Origin of the sequence: Burkholderia sp. E168m15 (assembly GCF_016586105.1) — a bacterium.
Taxonomy (GTDB): domain Bacteria; phylum Pseudomonadota; class Gammaproteobacteria; order Burkholderiales; family Burkholderiaceae; genus Burkholderia; species Burkholderia orbicola.
Genome location: NZ_BCPO01000073.1, coordinates 17,441 through 39,598, shown reverse-complemented (window position 1 = coordinate 39,598; position 22,158 = coordinate 17,441). Strand labels below are relative to the sequence as shown.

Here is a 22,158-nt window from a genome sequence, read left to right as displayed (position 1 = left end):
ACATCGGTGGGTTAAGACTCGGTGGAAATCAACAAACCGGGCGCAGGACGACCACCGGCCGAATGTGCCGCATCGAGCGGGCTTCAAGCAGCATGTGAAGCGCGACGAGCGGCGCACGCCCATCGCGTCCGATCGGGAGTATTACGCCGAGTTCGGCGGCAAGATGAGCGCCGACGATGCCGAAAGCGTCGAGACGGAATACCTGATCGAAGCGGCCGTGTTTCGCAAGGACGTGTGCGCCGGCTTCGATCACAAGATCGTCGCCAAGGCACTGATGAAGCGCGGCGTGCTGATGCCGCGCAGCGACGGCTATCCGTACCGGCAGGAGTACATCCCCGGTCACGGCAAGTTCATGGTCTATCGCGTGCTGCCGTCGATCTTCACGCTTGAGCTGTGAACAGCACCGCCGCCGTCCGGGAGGGCGGTGGCGGGCATTCCTTTGCGCGGCATATTTCTCCCGCGCGTCAAAGTTACTTTGAGCGATACGTGCCAGACGGAACCGGGCGGGCAGCTGCCGCGAATCTTGCCGCCACCGTAACAATCCGGGCTGGTTTATCTCCAGTATCTCCAGCGTTCTCCAAATCGTTTGGAGACACACGAAGCCTTACCCCGCAAGGCTTTGCGGCCGATTCAGGCGTTTATCTCCAAATCTCCAACTCGTTTTGCACTGAGCGGGCAGGCGTCGACCGACCGTAGCGACCGCGAAGCTATGCGGGGCACGGCTCTCCGGGATTCGATGGGCGTCGGAGGCGTGTTTTCGAGGGGGGTGTCCGCGATGCGCCCCGATCGGGCATTGTTGCGCCGACCGCAAGTGTCGGGGCGACCGGAAAGCGGGGGACCCTGCGTCTAGGGCAAAGACGCGGGGGCTCACACCCGCGTCTTTTCTCTACTGACGGCAGAAACAAGGGGGGCACATAATAATATGGGGCCAAATCACAAGCTTGCCCTATGCCTAGGCCGTTTCCGTTTTGCTGGTGGGGAACGCACGGAAGGGGGGCATACAGGGAAGGGCGAGATGGAACGCCGGCCGTCAACTGATCCGGGCCGATCGAGATTCGATGCTTCTACATCAATCAACGATTGCTGCATGTACGAAAATTCGTACCATATTCTCCTAGATACACCACGAACAATCTCACAACCGCGCTTTTCCGCCGCGACCTTGAATTGCGCGATTGATCCACATCTCACGACGACTATGAATCTTTGGGCAGTCAATCCAGTCTGGCAAAACTTCTCTTCGCTGTATCGGGAAGCGGTTACTGCGCGCGAGGCAAAGACGGGCATGGAGCGCTCGCATCATCTGACTGCGTCGCTCTATTTCGGTATCGCTGCGCTTGAAGCATTCTTGAACGAGAAGATGCGGGCACACATGAACGCAACGCATTCAGAAGAGGAGATTTTCAACAAATTGAGGAAGGGGCAGATCCTCGCAAAGATCAAGAAGTGGCCCACGGAATTACTCGGCAAGTCGCTCCTTCTCGGGCCCGCTACACTCGACCTGATCACTAACATTAACGACATCAGAGGCGATCTGACGCATCCCAAAACATCCGGGCGCGACATCTATGCAAAGCTTGAAACGATCAATCCGGATGCGGTGGTCGCAGCAGTTTCGGAATATGTCGTGAAATACCATGAAGCAGCGGGAACGAGATACCCGTATTGGATTTTCGGTTGGAACTACCTCAACCCTAGCCCGAACGTCCACGAGATCTACATCATCAACGATCAGCAGTTCTGCTTCTCGTTACAAGCCATTGGCTTCCCGGTACCAGCTGCGGCCCATTGGGAGGCAGAAGCTTGGCGCGATCAATATCTGAAGACGTTCGAGGGCTACGAGGCGATTCGTGACGCACTTGCAAAGCTGGAGTGTTGTGAACCAAAATTCGATCGATTTCCCTTCAAGCCAATTCTCTGCCGCCGGTGGTGGACATCTGAACACCACCGGACCTGTGGACATGTAACAGGCGAGGCTCTCGACTTTGCTCGCAACTATGGGCTCTAACTGATCCATCGTTTGGGCAACCACAGCACGTATTCGCTCCGATCGTTGTTGGTGCAGGGAGGTGGGCGAAGTCGCAAGGGCGACGGCGATTCATTAACGGGCTGACGCAATGCGGATGACCTCGGCTCCCGCTTTGAGCTGGTCGAGATGATCACCCCACGCCTGCATCATTCGTCTGCGCTCGGGCAGATATTCAGCGTGGACGTAGGCAGCCGTCACCTGATTGCGCTCGGCGTGCGCCATCTGGCGCTCTACAACGTCCCGGCCAAAGCCGAGTTCACGTAGAGCCGTGGCGGCGAGTCCGCGAAAGCCATGCCCCGTCATCCGCGACTTGTAGCCCATGCGATAGAGCGCGTAGAGCATGGTGTTGTTCGAGATGTGACTCCGGCCTTGCACGCTGTAGAACACGAATCGATGCTGGCCGTTGAGCGCGCGGAGCTGGGCGAGCACGTCGAGTGCCTGCCGTGAGAGCGGCACGATGTGCGGGTCGCGCATCTTCATGCGTTCCGGCGGTACGCGCCATTCTGCGGCGGCCTCGTCAAACTCCGACCACTCCGCACGGATCATTTCCGTTGTCCGCACAAACGTTAGTGCCATCAGGCGGAGCGCGAGCCGGGTGACTAGGTCGCCTTGGTAAGCGTCGATGTCTCGCATGAGCTGCGGAATCTCCGTCGCCTTCACGCGGGCCATGTGCTGTACGCCGGGCCCCTTCTTCAAGACCGTCTGCGCGTCGATGTCGGCTGCCGGATTCCTGGAGCATCGCCCGGTCATGATCCCGTACTGGAAGACCGCGCGCGAGCGTTGGAGGATTCGCTTCGCCGTCTCACGCACCCCGCGCGCCTCGACCTCGCGAACGATGCTGAGCATCTGCGGCGAGTCGATCTCCGCGATCGGGCGAGCACCGATCTTCGGGAACACGTCGACCTCAAGCGAATTCAGCACCTTCTCCGCGTAGCCGTCGCTCCAGCCCGGGCGCTGGGAGTCGAACCACTCGCGGGCTACCGCTTCGAATGAGTTTGCCGCCGCGATCTCGGCGGCCCGTCTTGCGTCCTTCTTCGCCTCGCCCGGATCGATGCCGGCTGCGATCTGCTCGCGGGCCTCGTCGCGCTTCTTCCGTGCCGTCGCAAGCGTGACGGCCGGATAGACGCCGAGGGCGAGCGTCTTCTGCTTGCCACGGAAGCGGTAGGACAAGCGCCAGTACTTCGCGCCGTTCGGTTGGACGAGCAAGAACATCCCGTTGCCGTCCGTCAGTTTGTATGGTGCCGCGCTGGCCTTAGCGTTCCGCACCTGTATGTCAGTGAGAGGCATTGTTGGTATCTGTGTTGTTGGTATCGGCTGATACCAACAAAAATACCAACACTTTCTCTGGCTGTCACTGAGCAACCTTGGGTAACGATAGGAGCTAGAGCGCCGCCAGACGGGCTTGAGCGGAGAGTTTCTTGGGAATCTTGGGGGAGGTTTGGGGCTTGGCTGGTCCCCCCGACAGGAATCGAACCTGTATCTAGCGCTTAGGAGGCGCTTGTTCTATCCATTGAACTACGGGGAGAGCCATATCCGGGCATTCGCGCAAGAGATGGCGAACCGGACGGCGGTGTGGACAGCGCGCAGAGTATAGCAAACGCGCGGCGCGTCGGCGGGGCGGAATGCACCTCCGACGCGCGTATCGCGTGACCAACCGCGATCGAAACAGAAAATCAGAAATCGACGACGACGAAATCTTCCTTGCCCACGTCGCACAGCGGGCAGCGCCAGTCGGCGGGAATGTCGGCGAAACGCGTGCCGGCCGGGATGCCTTCGTCGGGCAGCCCTTCCGCTTCGTTGTAGACCCACCCGCAAATCAGGCAGACCCAGCTCTGGTATTCGGTTACTTCGCTCATGTTGCGCTCGGGATAATGAAAATTCGGCGATGCCGTCCGTAGCGTGGCCGGCGGACGAAAGGCGCAATGGTACCGGAATTTCGCCTAACGCCTGCGCAACGTCGTTTTAAACGTACGCATCGCGAACAACCGGCGCCGTCGCGTCGGTCGGGCATGCAGTGTATGCTTCGTGAGCCTGTCAATCTGAAGGAGGAAACGATGCTCAACAGAAAGTGGATCGCGGGTGCAGTCTGTGTCGCGGCGCTGGCCGTATCGACGCTCGCGCGCGCCGAGGCGCGTGTGTTCTTCGTCGAGCCGCAGGACGGCGCGACGGTGTCGAGCCCCGTACACGTGAAGTTCGGTCTCGAAGGCATGGCGCTCAAGCCGGCCGGCGACATGACCCCGGATACCGGTCACCATCATCTGCTGATCGACGGCAAGCCGGTGCCGAAGGGCGATGTGATCCCGGCGACCGACCATTCGCTGCATTTCGGCAAGGCCCAGACCGAAACCGACGTGAAGCTGCCGCCTGGCCAGCACACGCTGACGCTGCAGCTCGGTGACGGCGCGCACCGTTCGTACGGTCCCGAACTGAGCTCGACGATCACGATCAACGTGAAATAACCGCACGTCCCGCGCCGACGCTCGCCGCGCCGCGCACGGGATCGGCCGATCGGCCGGCTGCGGGTATCCGGCCGGCGTTCCGCCGTTTACGCGGGCAAGTAAACGACGGCCGGCATCCAAAGCGAAAAGCCGCCCGCAACCCGCTCACGGCACCGCGCCGACGCACTTCAAGCGCAACCTGCGGCGCTCGTCCATCCAGCCAAGCCGATCCCGGCCCGCGCGCCCGGTACAATGGGCGCTTCCGATTTCTCTCTTCGCCGTCTCCCCATGTCGCTCTATTCCATTACCGGCGCGCAGCTCGCGTTCGGTCACGTCGCGTTGCTTGATCACGCGGATTTCTCGCTGGAAGCCGGCGAGCGGGTCGGCCTGATCGGCCGCAACGGCGCGGGCAAGTCGTCGCTGCTGAAGATCGTCGCCGATCTCGCGAAGCCCGACGACGGGCTGGTCACGCGCCAGCAGGAGCTCGTGACGGTCTACGTGCCGCAGGAGCCCGAGTTCGAGCCGGGCGCGACGGTGTTCGACGCGGTCGCGTCGGGGCTCGCGCACACGCGCGAACTGCTCGAAGAATACGATTCGATCGCGCACCGCCTCGCGGAGATCCCGGAAGGCGCCGAGCACGATGCGCTGCTCGCGCGGATGAACGCGCTGCAGTCGTCGCTGGACGCGCACGACGCGTGGAACTGGCGCACGCGCGTGTCGATGACGCTGGCGCAGATCGGCCTGCAGGACGTCGACGCAAGCGTCGACGCGCTGTCGGGCGGGATGCAGAAGCGCGTCGCGCTGGCGCGCGCGCTGGTGCTGCAGCCCGACGTGCTGCTGCTCGACGAACCGACTAACCACCTCGACTTCGACGGCATTCGCTGGCTGGAAGAGCTGCTCGTCGCGCAGCGCGCGGGCCTGCTGTTCATCACCCACGATCGCGCGTTCCTCGACCGCGTCGCGACGCGCATCGTCGAGCTCGATCGCGGTCGGCTGCTGTCGTATCCGGGCAATTTCTCCGCGTACCAGACGCGCAAGGCGCAGCAGCTCGAAGTCGAGCGGGTGGAGAATGAAAAGTTCGACAAGCTGCTCGCGCAGGAAGAAGTGTGGATCCGCAAGGGCGTCGAAGCGCGCCGCACGCGCAGCGTCGGCCGCATCGCGCGACTCGTGCAGATGCGCAACGAGCGCGCGGAGCGCCGCAATGCGCAGGGCAACGTGAAGCTCGATGTCGCACAGGGCGAGAAGTCCGGCAAGATCGTCGCGGAGCTGACCGACGTGACGAAGCGCTACGGCGGCCGCACGGTGGTCGACCGCTTCTCGACGACGGTCATGCGCGGCGACAAGATCGGCTTCGTCGGCCCGAACGGCGCCGGGAAGACGACGTTACTGAAGCTGATCCTCGGCGACCTCAAGCCCGACGAAGGCACGGTGCGCACCGGCACGAACCTGCAGGTCGCGTATTTCGACCAGATGCGCGCGCAGCTCGACCAGGAGAAGAGCCTCGCGGATACGATCAGCCCGGGGAGCGAATGGGTCGAGATCGGCGGCGTGCGCAAGCACGTGATGAGCTACCTCGGCGATTTCCTGTTCGCGCCGGAGCGCGCGCGTTCGCCGGTGAAGTCGCTGTCGGGTGGCGAGCGCAACCGGCTGCTGCTCGCGCGCCTGTTCGCGCGCCCGGCCAACGTGCTGGTGCTCGACGAACCGACCAACGACCTCGACATTCCGACGCTCGAACTGCTCGAAGAGCTGCTGGCCGACTACGACGGCACGGTGCTCTTGGTCAGCCACGATCGCGCGTTCCTCGACAACGTCGTGACGTCGGTGATCGCGGCGGAGGGCGACGGCAAGTGGCGCGAATATGTCGGCGGCTTCACCGACTGGCAGATCCAGAGCGAGCGCTCGGAGCAGCTCGCGCAGCAGGAAGCGGCGAAGCGCGCGGTCAAGGAAGCGGCGCCCGCGAAGGACGAGCCGGCGAAGAGCGCGGCCGGCCGCAACGCGCAGCGCACGGTGAAGCTGTCGTTCAACGAGCAGCGCGAGCTCGATTCGCTGCCTGAGAAGATCGCCGCGCTCGAAGCGGAGCAGAAGACGATCAACGCACAGCTCGAGGACGGCGCGATTTTCGCGAAGGACCCGCAGGAAGGCACGCGCCTGACCGAGCGGTTCGCGGCGATCGACGACGAATTGCTCGCCGCGCTCGAACGGTGGGAAACGCTCGAGGCGAAGCGCAAGCCGGTGTGACGCGCGCGGTGCGCGCCGATCCCGCGATTGGCGCGCCACGCGGAACCAGTAAAATACCGCGCGTCCAGGGCCGCGCCGCACACGCCGCGCGCCCGCTTTCGGAGCAGTCCAAGCACACCGTTGTTTCGATTCGCTTTTTTACGGAACTCAACGTTTTGTCCACGACGTTATCCACACGAGGTGTGGACAACGTCCCGATGAATGACGAAATTCAGCGCCTATGTCAACGAAGAAACCCAGCGCGGCCTATAGCGAAGCATCGATCAAGGTGCTCAAGGGTCTCGAGCCGGTCAAGCAGCGTCCCGGCATGTACACCCGTACCGAGAATCCGCTGCACATCATCCAGGAAGTCATCGACAACGCGTCCGACGAGGCGCTCGGCGGCTACGGCAAGCAGATCACCGTCACGCTGCACGCCGACCAGTCGGTCTCGGTCGAAGACGACGGCCGCGGCATCCCGTTCGGCATGCACCCCGAAGAAGGCGTGCCGGTCGTCGAGATCGTGTTCACGCGCCTGCATGCGGGCGGCAAGTTCGACAAGGCCGCCGGTGGCGCCTATACGTTCTCGGGCGGCCTGCACGGGGTCGGCGTGTCGGTCACGAACGCACTCGCGACGCGTCTCGACGTGACGGTGTGGCGCGATGGCAAGATCGCCGAACTCGGCTTCGCCGACGGCGACGTCGTGAAGCCGCTGTCCACGCAAGGCGCGGGCCGCGGCGAGAAGAAATCCGGCACGCGCGTGCAGGTGTGGCCGAATCCGAAGTACTTCGATTCGCCGAACCTGCCGCTCGGCGAGCTGCAGCGCCTGCTGCGCTCGAAGGCCGTGCTGCTGCCGGGCGTCGAGGTCGTGCTCGTCAACGAGAAGACCGGCGAGCGCCAGACGTGGAAGTATGAAGACGGCCTGCGCGGCTACCTGCTCGACGAAATGAACGGCAGCGAACTGCTGATCCCGCTGTTCGAAGGCGAGCGTTTCGCCGATTCACGTTCGACCGACGAAACCTTTGCAGAGGGCGAGGGCGCGTCGTGGGTCGTCGCATGGAGCGAGGAAGGCTCGCTCGTGCGCGAGTCGTACGTGAACCTGATCCCGACGCCGGCCGGCGGCACCCACGAGTCGGGCCTGCGCGACGGCCTCTACCAGGCCGTGAAGAGCTTCGTCGAGTTGCACAACCTGCAGCCAAAGGGCGTGAAGCTGCTCGCGGAAGACGTGTTCGCGCGCGTGTCGTTCGTGCTGTCCGCGAAGGTGCTCGATCCGCAGTTCCAGGGGCAGATCAAGGAGCGGCTGAACAGCCGCGACGCGGTGAAGCTCGTATCGTCGTTCTCGCGTCCGGCGCTCGAGTTGTGGCTGAACCAGCACGTCGAGCACGGCAAGAAGCTCGCCGAACTCGTGATCAAGCAGGCGCAGGCGCGCACGCGCGCCGGCCAGAAGGTCGAGAAGCGCAAGAGCTCGGGCGTCGCGGTGCTGCCCGGCAAGCTGACCGATTGCGAGACGGAAGATATCGCGCGCAACGAACTGTTCCTGGTCGAGGGCGACTCGGCGGGCGGCTCCGCGAAGATGGGCCGCGACAAGGAATACCAGGCGATCCTGCCGCTGCGCGGCAAGGTGCTGAATACGTGGGAAACCGAGCGCGACCGCCTGTTCGCGAACAACGAGGTGCACGACATCTCGGTCGCGATCGGCGTCGATCCGCACAGCCCCGACGACACCGTCGACCTGTCGAACCTGCGCTACGGCAAGATCTGCATCCTGTCGGACGCGGACGTCGACGGCTCGCACATCCAGGTGCTGCTGCTCACGCTGTTCTTCAAGCATTTCCCGCAACTGATCGAGCGCGGCCACGTGTACGTCGCGCGTCCGCCGCTGTTCCGCGTCGACGCGCCCGCGCGCGGCAAGAAGCCCGCGCAGAAGCTCTATGCGCTTGACGACGGCGAGCTCGAGGCGATCCTCGACAAGCTGCGCAAGGACGGCGTGCGCGACACGCAGTGGAGCATCAGCCGCTTCAAGGGCCTCGGTGAAATGAGCGCCGAGCAGCTGTGGGACACGACGATGAATCCCGACACGCGCCGCCTGATGCCGGTGAAGCTCGGCGAGCTCGACTACGAGGCGACCGTCGCGCGGATGACGATGCTGATGGGCAAGGGCGAGGCAGCCGCGCGGCGCGGCTGGCTCGAGGAAAAGGGCAACGACGTCGAAGCGGACATTTAAGCGGAGCGTTCCGCGCGGCCGGGCATGACGCCCGGCCCGGCCTCACGCCACTTACGAATACGGAATTCAGATGGACGACAATACTTCCGATCTCTTTGCCAGCCCCGACGCGCCCGAGAGCGACGCGCTGACGCTCGGCAACTACGCGGAGCAGGCGTATCTCAGCTACGCGGTCAGCGTCGTGAAGAGCCGCGCGCTGCCCGACGTGTGCGACGGCCAGAAGCCGGTGCAGCGCCGGATCCTGTTCGCGATGAACGAAATGGGCCTCGGGCCCGACGCGAAGCCGGTGAAGTCGGCACGCGTGGTCGGCGACGTGCTCGGTAAATACCACCCGCACGGCGACCAGTCGGCATACGACGCGCTCGTGCGGCTCGCGCAGGATTTCTCGCTGCGCTACCCGCTGATCGACGGGCAGGGCAACTTCGGCTCGCGCGACGGCGACGGCGCGGCGGCGATGCGTTACACGGAAGCGCGCCTCACGCCGATCGCGAAGCTGCTGCTCGACGAGATCGACCAGGGCACGGTCGACTTCATGCCGAACTACGACGGCTCGTTCGAGGAGCCGAAGACGCTGCCGAGCCGCATGCCGTTCGTGCTGCTGAACGGCGCGTCGGGCATCGCGGTCGGCCTCGCCACCGAAATCCCGTCGCACAACCTGCGCGAAGTCGCGGCGGCGGCGGTCGCATTGATCCGCAATCCGAAGCTCACGCACGCGGAGCTGATGAACCTGATTCCCGGCCCGGATTTCCCCGGCGGCGGCCAGATCATCTCGAGCGACACCGAAATCGCGGCGGCGTACGAAACGGGCCGCGGCAGCCTGAAGGTGCGCGCGAAGTGGAAGATCGAGGATCTCGCGCGCGGCCAGTGGCAGCTCGTCGTCACCGAGCTGCCGCCGAGCACGTCGGGCCAGAAGGTGCTCGAGGAAATCGAGGAACTGACCAACCCGAAGCTCAAGCTCGGCAAGAAGACGCTGACGCCCGAGCAGCTCAACACGAAGAAGGCGATGCTCGACCTGCTCGACGCGGTGCGCGACGAGTCGGGCAAGGAAGCCGCGGTGCGGCTCGTGTTCGAGCCGAAGTCGCGCACGATCGACCAGACGGAATTCGTGAACACGCTGCTCGCGTACACGAGCCTCGAATCGAACGCGACGCTGAACCTCGTGATGATCGGCGCAGACGGTCGGCCGGGCCAGAAGGGCCTGCTGACGATCCTCGACGAATGGGTGAAGTTCCGCCAACTGACGATGACGCGCCGGTGCCGCCATCGTCTCGCGAAGGTCGACGACCGCATCCACATCCTCGAAGGGCGGATGATCGTCTTCCTGAACATCGACGAGGTGATCCGCATCATCCGCGAGTCGGACGAGCCGAAGGCCGCGCTGATGAGCGCGTTCGGCCTCAGCGAGCGGCAGGCCGAGGACATCCTCGAAATCCGCCTGCGCCAGCTCGCGCGGCTCGAGAAGATCAAGATCGAGAAGGAACTCGACGCGCTGCGCGACGAGAAGGCAAAGCTCGAGGAACTGCTCGCGAACGAAAGCGCGATGAAGCGGTTGATGATCAAGGAGATCGAGGCCGATGCGAAGCAGTACGGCGACGATCGCCGCACGCTGATCCAGCAGGAAAAGCGCGCGACGTTCGAGGCGAAGGTGGTCGACGAGCCGGTGACGGTGGTCGTGTCGCAGAAGGGCTGGGTGCGTGCGCTGAAGGGCCACGGGCTCGATCCGGCCGGCTTCACGTTCAAGGCGGGCGACCACCTGTACGCGGCGTTCCAGTGCCGCACGCCGGATCGCCTGATCGCGTGGGGCAGCAGCGGCCGCGTGTATTCGGTCGACGTGTCGGTGCTGCCGGGCGGGCGCGGCGACGGCGTGCCGGTCACGTCGCTGATCGAACTCGAATCGGGTTCGCACCTGATGCACTACTACGCGGCGCCGGCCGATCAGCAACTGCTGCTCGCGTCGAGCAACGGCTTCGGCTTCCTCGCGAAGGTCGGCGACATGGTGAGCCGCCTGAAGGCCGGCAAGTCGTTCATGACGATCGATGCGGGTGCGGTGCCGCTCGCGCCGATGCCGGTGCTGCCGAACGCGACGCAGGTCGCGTGCCTGTCGAGCGGCGGGCGCTTGCTGGTGTTCGGGATGGACGAGATGAAGACGCTGTCCGGCGGCGGGCGCGGCGTGATCCTGATGGCGCTCGACGACAAGGAAACGCTCGTGCAGGCGCTGGCGATCGATCCGGCCGGCGTCGTGCTGATCGGCACCGGCCGCGGCGGCAAGCCGCAGGACGACACGCTGTCGTATGCCGGGCTCGCGCCGCATATCGGCAAGCGCGCCCGCAAGGGCCGTGCGCCGGACACGAAGCTCAAGGTCGTCAACGAACTGCGTCCGCTGCTCGGCTGACGCCGCGCGCTGCGCGGCCGCCCGGATCGTCCGGTTCGGCCGCGATCGACGGCCGAACGTCCGCTTCGGCGGCGTGCGGCTTTTTCTTGCCGGCGAGGATTCGGGTAAGCAAGCGTGGCGCTGTCACGCGGAATTTGCAAAATAGTGTGAAATCGCGCTGAGGGTCTGAACCGCCGCGCGGCTGGCGAGTCGAACGTCGCTTGATGCCGCGTGCGACGCGGCCGTTCGCTGCACCCCATTCATCACAGGATCGCCCCATGTCCCACGCCGTTGCCGTCGCGCTGTTTCTTCACCTGCTGGCCGTCGCCGTGTGGGTGGGCGGGATGGTCTTCGCGCACTTCTGCCTGCGCCCCGCGCTGTCCGACCTGTCGCCGCAGTTGCGGCTGCCGCTGATCGAAGGCGTGTTCGGCCGCTTCTTCAACTGGGTTTCAGGGGCCGTGATCGTGATCCTGCTGTCCGGCGGGTTCCTGTTGACGAGCTTCGGCGGCGCGCACGCGACGTGGTCGCTGCACGCGATGGCCGGGCTCGGCGTCGTGATGATGCTGATCTTCGGGCACATCCGCTTCGCGCTGTTTCCGCGCATTCGCCGTGCGGTGCAGGCGCAGAACTGGCCGGATGGCGCGCGCGCGGTGAACGCGGTGCGCCTGCTCGTCGTCGTGAACCTCGTGCTCGGCGTCGTCACGATCGGCGCGGCCGTGCTGTCGCGCGGTTTCTGACCGGCTGGCGCCAGCCCTCAGCCCTCCGTCCCCGGCAGGCTCGACGGCACACGCGCCGCTACGCGGCCAGCATCGCATCGAGCAGCCATGACCCGGCCGGCCCGAGCGGCCGGTTGCGCGACCAGACAGCATCCACCCGCACGCGGCGCGGCCAGCCGCGCGCATGCAGCTCGCACAGGCGGTCGCGCGCGAAGTGCTCGACCATCCAGCGCGGCAGTTCAGCCCAGCCGAACCCCAGCACCGCCATCTCCAGCAGCATCAGGTAGCTCGGCGCGAGCCAGTGCTGCGTGCCGACGACGATCCGGTCGTCGGTGCCGCGACCTTCCGTTTTCACGTAGGTATTGAGGCGCAGTTCGCGCACGTCGCGCAGCGCCGCGTGCGGCACCTCGGCGTCGCCATATGCGGCGAGCGCGTGCGTGCGGCCGACGAACAGCCCGATCTCCGATTTCTCCGCTACGGTCGCCGCGCCGATATCGGCGGGATAGGCCGCGCGCGCGGCCATCAGCCCGAGTTGCGCGCGGCCTTGCTGGATCAGGTCGAGGACGTCGTCGTGCTCGGCGATCTGGCATTCGAGCTCGAGCGCCGGAAAACGCCGTTCGAGCGCCATCAACGTCTCTTCGTAGCGCTTCGACTGGTACGTATCCGAGACGACGAGCGTGAGCCGCGCTTCCTCTCCGTGCGCGAGCCGGGCGGCCGTGCGGTCGATCGCCGCGCTGGCCTCGAGCGCGCGCTGCACGTGCGGCAGCAGCGCGCGGCCGGCGTCGGTGAGCGTCGGCGCGCGCGTCGAGCGATCGAACAGTTGCACGCCGAGGTCGATTTCGAGATTCGCGATCGCTTCCGACACCGTCGACTGGCGCTTGCCGAGCTTGCGTGCGGCGGCCGTAAACGAGCCGAGCAGCGCCGCTTCGGCGAATGCGAGCAGGGCTTCCGGGGCGTGGTGCATGCAGGGCTCCTGGCAGCGTTATATCGGTAAAACCGATGATATCAAACTGGATTCATACGGTTGTGCCGATCAAAATGGCCGACATGGATCAGGTAACGCATTGGAGCGAATCATGAAACAGATCAATAAAACGGTGACGGAACGGCTGCTGCACGCGCTGACGTTCGAACTGGTGGCGATCGCGCTGTGCGCGCCGATCGGCGCATGGCTGCTCGACATGCCGGTATCGCACGTCGGCGTGCTGACGGTGATGGTGTCGCTGATCGCGATGGCGTGGAACATGACGTTCAACACGCTGTTCGACCGCTTCGAGCGCCGGGCCGGGTTGTCGCGCACGCTCGGCATGCGGGTCGCGCACGCGGTGACGTTCGAGCTTGGCCTCGTCGCGATGGTGGTGCCGGTTGCCGCGTGGTGGCTGAACGTGAGCCTCGTCGAGGCGCTGTTGCTCGACCTCGGTATCGTGCTGTTCTTCCTGCCTTACACGTTCTGCTTCAACCTCGCGTACGACGCGCTGCGCGCCCGCTGGATGGCACGCCGGGTTACGGTGCAGGCAGGTTGAGCGGGTGAGGCGGACCAGACCGGACAGGGCGACGGCCGGCGCCCGTCAGCGCGCGGCCCACAGCCACACGCTGCACACCACGGCGACCGCGCCGTACACGGCATAGACGGGCACCTTGAAGCGCGTGAAGCACAGCGTGGCGAACGCGCCCGTCAGCCAGTAAACCGGGTCGGCCGGTTCGCGATGCAGGATTTTCACGACGGCGACCACGAGAAAGCCGGTCGTCGCCGCGCGCAGCAGGCGCATCCCGTGCTCGAAGCGCGAATGGCGCTTGAGCCGGAGCAGATGGTTCTGCGCAAACACGACGAGGCATCCCGACGGAATGAACAGCGCGGCCGTGGCGAGCAGCGCGCCGACCCATCCGTCGGTCAGATAGCCGAGAAACGGCACGACGTTCAGCAACGGCCCCGGCGCGACCGGCGACAGCGCGAACGCCAGCGTGAAGTCGTGATCGGAGATGCCGGTCGCCGGCGAGACGAACAGCGTCTTGAGCACCGGCAGCGCGGAGAAGCCGCCGCCGAACAGCGTCATGCCGGCGCCCGCGAGGCGCGGCCATAGCAATTCCGCCTGGTAATCGCCGGGCAGCGGCACCGCGAACAGCACGACGAGCACGCCGAGCAGCACGAGCAGGGTGCGGTCGCGCTTCGACAGCGTGAAATCGACCGCGTCGCGCTGCGGCGGCCCCGTCAGCCAGCCCGCTGCAAACGCGGCGAACAGAATCCCGACGAAAGCGGCCGGACTATGCGCGAAAGCGAGCAGAATCGTCGATAGTGCGGCGATCGCCTGTTCGAGCCGCGTGCGCGCGAGCGAGCGCACCTGCTTGACCCACGTGACGCCGATCAGCGCGGCGAGCACCATGCCGAAGTGATTGATCAGCATCGGCGCGGCAAGCGAGCGCACGAGCGGCGTCTGATAGAAGATCGCGAACAGCGTCATCAGGATCGAGAACGGCAGCACGCTCGCGATGCCGGCGACCCAGGCGCCGGCACGGCCATGCAGCGTCTGGCCGACCTGCACGGCGACGTTGCAGCCGACGGGGCCCGGGACGAGCCATGCGAGCGCGACGAGATCGCCGAAGACGTGCGGCTCGATGCGCCGCAGCCGCTCCACGTAATGGCGTTCGAGTTGCGCCATCATCGAAAGTCCGCCCCACGAAACGGCCGAAATGCCGGCGACGACCTTGAACAAGGCCCATAGGGATGCCGGTGCCTCTTCGACACGCGCGGTCGCTTCGACTTCGACGGTTGTCATGATTGGTGTGGTTGGCGCAGGGCCAGATCTCTCGCGTATGGCCGTGCCGGCGGCCCGCCGACACGTCGGCCCTCCCGATTGTCCGCTGCGCATCATGACACTGCCATGCGCGAAAACGCTAGTTAATGAATTGAACGATCGGATCGGAAAACGAAATAATTGCGGCGTCGCACAACGCGCGCGCCTGCAGCAGGGCGGCGCTCAGGCGCCCGTGCTGCCGGTCGCGCGATGCGCGACGACATTCGGATGCTCGCCGCGCACGCCGAAGCGGGCGATCAGCGCGGGAATCGCATCGGCCGGCACCGGGCGCGAGAACAGGAAGCCCTGCGCCTCGATTTCGCCGAGCGCGGACAGCCACGTGATCTGCTCCTCGGTCTCGGTGCCCTCGACGACGACCGTCAGCCCGAGCGAGCGCGCGAGATGCACGATCGACGACACCATCACGCACACGCTGCGGTCGTTCGGAATCGCCTGCACGAACGAGCGGTCGACCTTCAGCGTATCGACGGAGAAGCGGTGCAGGTACGACAGCGATGAATAGCCGGTGCCGAAATCGTCGAGCGCGATCCGGATGCCGAGCTTTTTCAGCGCGACGATCTTCTCGGACACGAGTTCCGGATATTCCATCATCGCGGTCTCGGTGATCTCGATCTCGAGCCGGTTCGCGGGGATGCCGGTGTCCTGCAGCGCCTGCGAGATCGTCTCGATCAGGTCGCCGCGCCAGAACTGCACGGGCGAGATGTTGACCGCGAGCGTCAGCGTGTCGTGGCCTTCGTCGCGCCAGCGCGCGATCTGCTCGCACGCGGTGCGGATCACGAAGTCGCCGATCGGCACGATCAGGCCGGTCGATTCGGCGATCGAAATGAATTCGTTCGCGGAGATGACGCCGTGCTCGGGGTGATCCCAGCGTGCGAGCGCCTCGAAGCCGGTGATGGTGCGATGCGTGAGGTCGATCTTCGGCTGGTACGCGAGGAACAACTGCCCCTCGGCGAGCGCGACGCGCAATTGCTGTTCCCAGCGCATCAGATGGTCGGCCCGGTGCGACAGGTGCGGCGCATAGAACTGGTAGCAGTTCTTGCCGGCGTCCTTCGCGCTGTACATCGCGAGGTCGGCCTTTTTCAGCAGGTCGATCTCGCTTTCGTTCGCGACGGTGTGCAGCGCGATGCCGATGCTCGCATGCAGCACGAACGAACTGCCGCGCACGTCGAACGGCTCGCCGAACATCCGGATGATCGCTTCCGCGAGCCGCACCGCGCGCCGCTCGACGTCGTCGCCCTTCATCACGACGACGAACTCGTCGCCGCCGATGCGCGCGAGCGAACCTTCGTCGCCGACCGCATCGGCCAGGCGCGACGCGGTCATCTGCAGCACGATGTCGCCGGCGTTGTGGCCGAGCGTGTCGTTGACGGTCTTGAAGTTGTCGAGATCGATGAACAGCAGGCCGAGCCGCGACAGGCTCGCGGGCATCGACACGTCGTTGCGCAGCCCGCGCAGCGTCGCATAGCGGTTCGCGAGGCCGGTGAGCAGGTCGTATTCGGCGAGCTGCGTCATTTCGCGCTCGCGGCCGAGCAGCTTGCCGATCAGGCCCGTCGCGACGCCGAAAAACGCGAGCATCGCGAGCGTGATGAAGCTCGTCATCAGCAGGTAGACGTTGCGCGTGTGGGTGTAGTCCGCGAACTCTTCCGTCTGCGACAGGCCGACCATCACCGCGAGCGGGTAGCCGTCGAGGTGGCGGTACGACACGATGCGCGTCACGCCGTCGATCGGATCGATGATCGTGCCCGTCACGCGCTCGGCGATCGGGTAGACGCCCGACGCCGAAAACGCGCCCGGCGCGTTGCTCACCGAGCCTGTGCGCCGCGCGAGCACTGCGCCCGTATCGGACACGACCGCGATCACGCCTTCCTTGCCGATGGCCGCGTTGTTGTAGAAATCGTTCGTGAAGTAGCTCGGGTCTTCCGACACCACGACGATGCCCGCGAAGCTGCCGTCCGGGTTGTTCAGGCGCCGCGTCATCTGCAGCGTCCAGTGGCTCGACACGCGGCCGAGCACGGGCTTGCTGATGAAGAGGCGGTCGTCGTTGTGCGCGAGGTGGACCTTGAAGTGCTCGCGGTCGGACAGGTTGATCGGCTGCGGATGGAGTTCGGCGGTGTTCGCGAACAGGATGCCCTTCGCGTTGACGAGCGATACCTGGATCAGCGTGTCGCTCGGCACGACGCCTTTCTCGACGGCGCTCGCGAGATTGAAGCGCGCCGGCGATTTCTCGAATTCGAACTTGACGAAGCGGGTGATCTGGTCGACTTGGTGGATCGCCTTGACCGTATGCTGCTCGAGCGCGGACGACAGGATCGCCGCGGAGGCCGCCGCTTCCTTGTACGCACTGTCCTTTTCGACGGACAGACGCGCGATGATCACGGCCCACAGCAGCGCGAGCGCCAGCATCCCGAGCAGCGGGATGGCGAACAGCGCACGCCGGCGCGACTTGCGCGGCGCGCGCAGCGGCCGGTTCGGCGGCGTGTGGTTGGACCGGGCAGAGCTCATCGAAGAGGGCGGCGTCCTGCTCGCGTGCGCCATCCGTCTGGATGGCCGGCTATGGTTCGGATTGTCCCGACGTCTGTTCGTTCGCGGGACGCGCAACCATGGACAGACCTCCGAAACAACGGATTAGGCCCGATATTACTGGCTGGAACGTTTTTGCGATAGTTGGGCAAAGCGTAGGGCGCCGGACGAGCCGGCGCCATCCACATCGCGAAATGTCAGTCGGGTGACCGGAACGTGCCGTCGACGACCGTGACGACGTGGCCGCCGATCCAGGTCGTGCCGTCGTCGTCGTAGCTGACGAAGATGCGGCCGTCGCGGCCGATCGCCGTGCCCTGGCGGGCTGTATACGATTGGCCGGGGCGGCGTTCCTGGCGCGTCAGCAGCCCCGCGAGCGCGGCGTTCGCGCTGCCGGTGACGGGGTCCTCGCCGGGCGTGCCGAACTGGCCGCCGGTCATCAGGCAGCGGATCTCGAACGTCGCGGGGCCGCCTTCGGCGTGCGGCGCGTAGGCGGCGAGGCCGTCCACGCCGTAGCGGTGGGTCAGCGCCGCCAGCGCGGCAGGATCGGGCGACAGGCCGATGCACGCATCGGCCGACTTCAGCCGCACGACCAGCCACGGTGCGCCGTTGTCCACCGCGCACGGCTCGGCGTCCAGGTCGAGCGCGTCGCTGCGCAGCGCGGCGGCCAGTACCGCGTAGTCCGAACGGTCGAGCGGCGTGACGCGTGCCGGCGGCGCGGCGAACGCCCAGCGGCCGCCCTGCTCGCGCAGCGCAACCCGGCCGACCCCGCACTGCTGGATCAGCCGGCCCGGCGTGCGCGGCCGCGCGCCGCTTTCCAGGAACGCATGCGCGGTGCCGAGCGTCGGGTGGCCGGCGAACGGCAGTTCGCCGCCGGTCGTGAAGATCCGCACGCGATAGTCGGCTTCCGGATCGGTCGGCGTGCAGAGGAACGTCGTTTCCGACAGGTTCGTCCAGCGGGCGATCTCGAGCATGGCGTCGTCGCCGAGCGAATCGGCGTCGAACACCACGGCAAGCGGATTGCCCTTGAACGGCACCGACGTGAACACGTCGACCTGCTTGAAGCGAACGAGACGACCGTGCATCGCGCTGCGCCCGTTACGCGACTTCGGCGATCAGTTCGATCTCGACGCACGCGCCGAGCGGGATCTGCGCGACGCCGAATGCCGAGCGCGCATGCTTGCCCGCGTCGCCGAACACTTCGGCGATCAGCTCCGACGCGCCGTTCGTCACGACGTGCTGTTCGGTGAAGTCGAGCGTCGAGTTGACGAGGCTCATCAGCTTGACGATGCGCGTGACCTTGTTCAGGTCGCCGGTGTGCGCGTGCAGCGTCGCGAGCAGGTCGATCGCGATCGAGCGGGCGGCGGCCTTGCCGTCTTCCGTTTGCAGATCCGCGCCGAGCTTGCCGGCCCAGACCTTGCCGTCCTTCTTCGCGATGTGGCCCGACAGGTAGACCGTGTTGCCGCTTTGCGCGCTCATCACGTAGGCGGCAGCCGGGGCGCCGGCGGTCGGGAGCTCGATGCCGAGCGACTTCAGTTTGTCGTAGACGTTAGCCATGTGTTCGATTCCTCGTAGAGAGTCGTGACAGGAAAAAGGGGATCAGAGGCGCTCGCGCAGCAGCTTGCCGAGGCGCGCGACGCCTTCCTCGATCTTCTCGGGCGGCACCGTCACGAACGACAGGCGCAGCGTGTTCTGCTGCGCGTTTTCCGCGAAGAACGGCGCGCCCGGCACGAAGGCGACGTGGTTGTCGACGGCCGCGGCGAGCAGCTTCATGCTGTCGATCTGCGCGGGCAGGTTCACCCAGATGAACATCCCGCCTTCCGGGCGGTTCCACGTGACGCCTGCCGGCATGTGGCGCGTGAGCGCGCCGAGCATCGCGTCGCACTGCGCGCTGTACAGCTCGCGGATCGTCGGGATGTGCTCGTCGAGGAAGCCGTCCTTGATCACTTCGTGCGCGATGCGCTGCGTGAGCGTCGGCGTGTGCAGGTCGGTGGCCTGCTTGGCCTGCACGAGCTTGAAGTGGAGTTCCTCGGGCGCGATGATGTAGCCGATCCGCAGGCCCGGCGCGAGCACCTTCGAGAACGTGCCGAGATGCACGACGTGGTCGGGCGCCATCGACAGCATCGTCGGCAGCGGCTCGCCCTGGTAGTTCAGCGCGCCGTACGGATCGTCCTCCAGCACCGGGAACGGGCTCGTCTGCGCGAACGCGGCGAGCGCACGGCGGCGCTCGACGGGCAGGCGGCGGCCGGTCGGGTTCTGGAAGTTCGGCTGCGCGTACAGCAGCCGCGCGCCTTGCGTGAGTTCGGGCGTGAGGCCTTCCGGCAGCAGGCCCTGCTCGTCGGTCGGCACCTGCACGTAGCGCGGCTCGTACAGCGAGAACGATTGCAGCGCGCCGAGGTAGGTCGGGGTTTCGACGAGGATCGGGCTGTTCGGGTCGATCAGCGCCTTGCCGAGCAGGTCGAGCGCCTGCTGCGAGCCGGTCGTGATCAGCACCTGCGACACGCGCACGCTGTAGCGCTCGGCGATCCACTCGCGCAGCGGCAGGTAGCCTTCGGTCGCGCTGTACTGGAGTGCGGCGGCCGGCGCATCGCGCAGCACGCGGTCGGCGGCGGCGCGCATGCGTTCGGCCGGGAACGTCGCGGGGGCGGGCAGGCCGCCGGCGAACGAGATGACCTCGGGGCGTTCCGTGACCTTCAGGATCTCGCGGATCGCCGAGCTCGTCAGCTTGCGGGCGCGTTCGGAAAGCTGCCAGTGCGGCGGATGCAGGTCGCTCGGATTCATAGTCTCCTCGTTCGGATATCGTGGTCAGTCAAGAAAGGTCGATCAGGCGGATCGCTTCGACGCCGCCGGGTGGGCGAGCGCGAGCACGATGGCGCCTTCGCGGCTGGGTGGGCACGGCCAGTCAGGCGAAACCGATCAGGCAAAACGTCCATTATGGCGCACCTCATCAGCCGGCGCGAGCGGCGCGCGGCGCCGTGGCGACCGCCGAGCGGCGCCCGAGCACCACGGTCGCGATCACGGCGGCGGCGAACAGCCACGTCGACGGCGTGACCGTTTCGCCGAACAGCAGCGCGGAAAAGGCGATCGTGAAGAAAATCTGCAGCAGTTGCACCTGGCCGACGCGCGCGGTGCCGCCCATCGCGAGCCCCGCATACCATGCAAAAAAGCCGATGAATTGCGAAAAGAGGGTCACGTAGCCGAACGCGAGCCAGGTGCGTGGCGCGAGCGGCCCCGGATGCGCGGCGTGCTGCATCCATGCGAGCCAGCCGACCGGCAGCACGAGGAACGGCGCCGACACGACGAGCGCCCAGCAGATCACCTGCCAGCCGCCGATCTGGCGCGCGAGGCGCGCGCCTTCCGCATAGCCCAACGCGCCGATGCCGACCGCGACGAGCATCAGCGCGTCGCCGGCCTGCACGGTGCCTCCGCCGTCACGCAGCGCGAACGCGATCACGAGCGCGCTGCCGGCCACCGCACTGGCCCAGAACGCCTTCGACGGCCGTTCGTGCGACAGCCATGCCGCATACAGCGCGACGAACAGCGGTTGCAGTCCGTTGACCACCGCGCCGTGCGAGGCCGGCACCGATTTCATCGCCCACGCCGAGAACACCGGGTACGCGATGATCACGCCGGCCGACGTGATCGCGAGGCTTTTCAGTTGCGCGCGGGTCGGCAGCCGCTCGCGGCGCCACCACAGCAGCAGGCCGGCCGGCACGGCGGCGGCGAGCGCGCGGCCGAGCCCGTTGAGCAGCGGGTTGAGTTCGGATACGACGATCCGCGTCATCGGCAGCGTCAGGCTGAAGATCATCACGCCGATGAGGCCGAGCAGCATGCCCCGGGTTTCGCGCGAATTCATGTCGTGGGTGTCTCCGTATTGGCGAGGTGCGTATGGTGTGACGAGCAGGGCGGCCGCGCGTGCGGCGTCAGCGCAACGTGCGTGGGCCTTGCGGCGTATCGAATTCGGCGACCAGCGCCGGCGGACCGTCGGTGGCTTCGACGTCGAGCAGGTGGGCGGCGCCGAGCCAGTCGAGTTGCGCGCGGATCGTATCCGCGTGCGGATGGGCGCCCTTGAGCGCTTTCAGCGCGATGCCGTCGGCCGGCAGCGATTCGGCCGGATGGCGCGGGCTGTCCCACTGGATCAGCGACGGCACGAGGCCGTCGCCTGCGTCCTGCCACGCGGGGAAGCTGCCGTCGTCGGGCACCGTGAGGCCCCAGCTCAGATCGCCGCGCCGCATCGCGACGACGGGCGCGATGCGGGCCGGATACTGGCGCTGCCACAGCGCAAGCTGGCGCGGGCGGTCGACGCGCGCGACCCAGTGTGCGAGAAACGGGCCCTGCTGCGCGAGCCGCGCCTGGATCGCCGGATCGTCGAGCCCGAACAGCCGCGCACGAGGCGGTTTTGCACCGTCTTCCGGCGCGGGCGCGTCGGGGTCGATCGCGATCACTTCGAGATAGAGCCCGCTCCACGCGCCGAACAGCGCATTGTGGGTCCGCATCAGCGGATGGCGGCCGCCGCCGGCCGGTTCGATGCCGAGTGCGTCGGCGACATGGCGCACGCCTTCGTCGAGGGTGCGCGCGGCAATCACGAGATGGTCGAGTGTCAGGGAGCGGGCTGGCATGAGGGTCGGTCGGGAAGCGAAAGTGTCAGGGTAGGCGGACGGCGTGCCGGGCGGGGGCGCACCGGCCGGCGCACCGCTCGCGAGGCGCCTCGGCGTGCGCTGCGCCACGTGCGGCGGGCCGGAACGGCGGCCGCACGATCGCCATTCCGGTCAACTGTAATCGTCGCTACCGGCACAGTAACGGTACAATCGGCGCGATAGCCTTCGGTACAGT

17 protein-coding genes, 1 tRNA gene and 1 pseudogene are annotated in these 22,158 nt (G+C 66.2%); 8 read left to right on the top strand and 11 right to left on the bottom strand.

Annotated features, from left to right (window positions below):
• Positions 1-397: pseudogene (locus JMF86_RS35035) on the top strand (hypothetical protein); the annotation flags it as partial.
• 690 nt (positions 398-1,087) lie between these two features.
• A complete protein-coding gene (locus JMF86_RS11780) occupies positions 1,088-2,008 on the top strand; it encodes a hypothetical protein (protein ID WP_226292085.1) in 921 nt (306 codons plus the stop codon).
• A 93-nt stretch (positions 2,009-2,101) separates the two neighbouring features.
• Here the strand turns inward: JMF86_RS11780 and JMF86_RS11775 are convergent, their stop codons facing one another.
• The 3 genes from JMF86_RS11775 to JMF86_RS11765 all read right to left on the bottom strand — a co-directional run bounded on the left by JMF86_RS11775 (position 2,102) and on the right by JMF86_RS11765 (position 3,885).
• Complete coding sequence (locus JMF86_RS11775; RefSeq protein ID WP_011545894.1) at positions 2,102-3,316, bottom strand: integrase arm-type DNA-binding domain-containing protein; 1,215 nt, start codon at positions 3,314-3,316, stop codon at positions 2,102-2,104.
• 163 nt (positions 3,317-3,479) lie between these two features.
• Positions 3,480-3,554 (bottom strand) — tRNA-Arg (locus tag JMF86_RS11770).
• Between the two features lie 148 nt (positions 3,555-3,702).
• On the bottom strand, positions 3,703-3,885 hold the full coding sequence (locus JMF86_RS11765) for a rubredoxin (protein WP_006478164.1): 183 nt from the start codon (positions 3,883-3,885) through the stop codon (positions 3,703-3,705).
• A 198-nt stretch (positions 3,886-4,083) separates the two neighbouring features.
• Here JMF86_RS11765 and JMF86_RS11760 point away from each other — a divergent pair, with 198 nt between their 5' ends.
• The 5 genes from JMF86_RS11760 (at position 4,084) to JMF86_RS11740 (ending at position 12,016) form a co-directional block, all read left to right on the top strand.
• Positions 4,084-4,488 (top strand): DUF4399 domain-containing protein, encoded by a 405-nt coding sequence (locus JMF86_RS11760; protein ID WP_011694346.1) that lies wholly within the window; start codon positions 4,084-4,086, stop codon positions 4,486-4,488.
• Between the two features lie 231 nt (positions 4,489-4,719).
• Positions 4,720-6,705, top strand: a complete 1,986-nt coding sequence (locus JMF86_RS11755) for an ATP-binding cassette domain-containing protein (RefSeq protein ID WP_011545892.1) — start codon at positions 4,720-4,722, stop codon at positions 6,703-6,705.
• Between the two features lie 220 nt (positions 6,706-6,925).
• Entirely contained in the window at positions 6,926-8,908 is a 1,983-nt protein-coding gene (gene parE, locus JMF86_RS11750; RefSeq protein WP_006478167.1) for a DNA topoisomerase IV subunit B, read from the top strand.
• Positions 8,909-8,978: 70 nt separating this feature from the next.
• Positions 8,979-11,300, top strand: a complete 2,322-nt coding sequence (gene parC / locus JMF86_RS11745) for a DNA topoisomerase IV subunit A (RefSeq protein ID WP_011545891.1) — start codon at positions 8,979-8,981, stop codon at positions 11,298-11,300.
• Positions 11,301-11,557: 257 nt separating this feature from the next.
• A complete protein-coding gene (locus JMF86_RS11740) occupies positions 11,558-12,016 on the top strand; it encodes a CopD family protein (RefSeq protein WP_006487629.1) in 459 nt (152 codons plus the stop codon).
• A 58-nt stretch (positions 12,017-12,074) separates the two neighbouring features.
• On the opposite strand, the gene JMF86_RS11735 is transcribed toward JMF86_RS11740, so the two are convergent.
• On the bottom strand, positions 12,075-12,959 hold the full coding sequence (locus JMF86_RS11735; protein WP_011545890.1) for a LysR family transcriptional regulator: 885 nt from the start codon (positions 12,957-12,959) through the stop codon (positions 12,075-12,077).
• A 112-nt stretch (positions 12,960-13,071) separates the two neighbouring features.
• Here JMF86_RS11735 and JMF86_RS11730 point away from each other — a divergent pair, with 112 nt between their 5' ends.
• Positions 13,072-13,518 (top strand): multidrug/biocide efflux PACE transporter, encoded by a 447-nt coding sequence (locus JMF86_RS11730; RefSeq protein ID WP_011694345.1) that lies wholly within the window; start codon positions 13,072-13,074, stop codon positions 13,516-13,518.
• Between the two features lie 45 nt (positions 13,519-13,563).
• Here JMF86_RS11730 and JMF86_RS11725 read toward each other — a convergent pair whose 3' ends face one another.
• The 7 genes from JMF86_RS11725 to JMF86_RS11695 all read right to left on the bottom strand — a co-directional run bounded on the left by JMF86_RS11725 (position 13,564) and on the right by JMF86_RS11695 (position 21,944).
• On the bottom strand, positions 13,564-14,769 hold the full coding sequence (locus JMF86_RS11725; RefSeq protein WP_011694344.1) for a chromate transporter: 1,206 nt from the start codon (positions 14,767-14,769) through the stop codon (positions 13,564-13,566).
• Between the two features lie 201 nt (positions 14,770-14,970).
• The gene (locus JMF86_RS11720) at positions 14,971-17,310 is read right to left on the bottom strand and encodes an EAL domain-containing protein (RefSeq protein ID WP_027813796.1); all 2,340 of its coding nucleotides are present in this window, start codon (positions 17,308-17,310) and stop codon (positions 14,971-14,973) included.
• A gap of 215 nt (positions 17,311-17,525) precedes the next feature.
• A complete protein-coding gene (locus tag JMF86_RS11715; protein WP_011545886.1) occupies positions 17,526-18,410 on the bottom strand; it encodes a PhzF family phenazine biosynthesis protein in 885 nt (294 codons plus the stop codon).
• 13 nt (positions 18,411-18,423) lie between these two features.
• Complete coding sequence (locus tag JMF86_RS11710) at positions 18,424-18,882, bottom strand: RidA family protein (RefSeq protein ID WP_006478174.1); 459 nt, start codon at positions 18,880-18,882, stop codon at positions 18,424-18,426.
• Positions 18,883-18,924: 42 nt separating this feature from the next.
• Positions 18,925-20,106, bottom strand: coding sequence for a PLP-dependent aminotransferase family protein (locus JMF86_RS11705; RefSeq protein WP_006478175.1), 1,182 nt, complete (start codon positions 20,104-20,106; stop codon positions 18,925-18,927).
• Positions 20,107-20,272: 166 nt separating this feature from the next.
• A complete protein-coding gene (locus JMF86_RS11700; protein WP_006478176.1) occupies positions 20,273-21,181 on the bottom strand; it encodes a DMT family transporter in 909 nt (302 codons plus the stop codon).
• Positions 21,182-21,248: 67 nt separating this feature from the next.
• A complete protein-coding gene (locus tag JMF86_RS11695; protein ID WP_011694343.1) occupies positions 21,249-21,944 on the bottom strand; it encodes a VOC family protein in 696 nt (231 codons plus the stop codon).
• Positions 21,945-22,158: the final 214 nt, after the last annotated feature.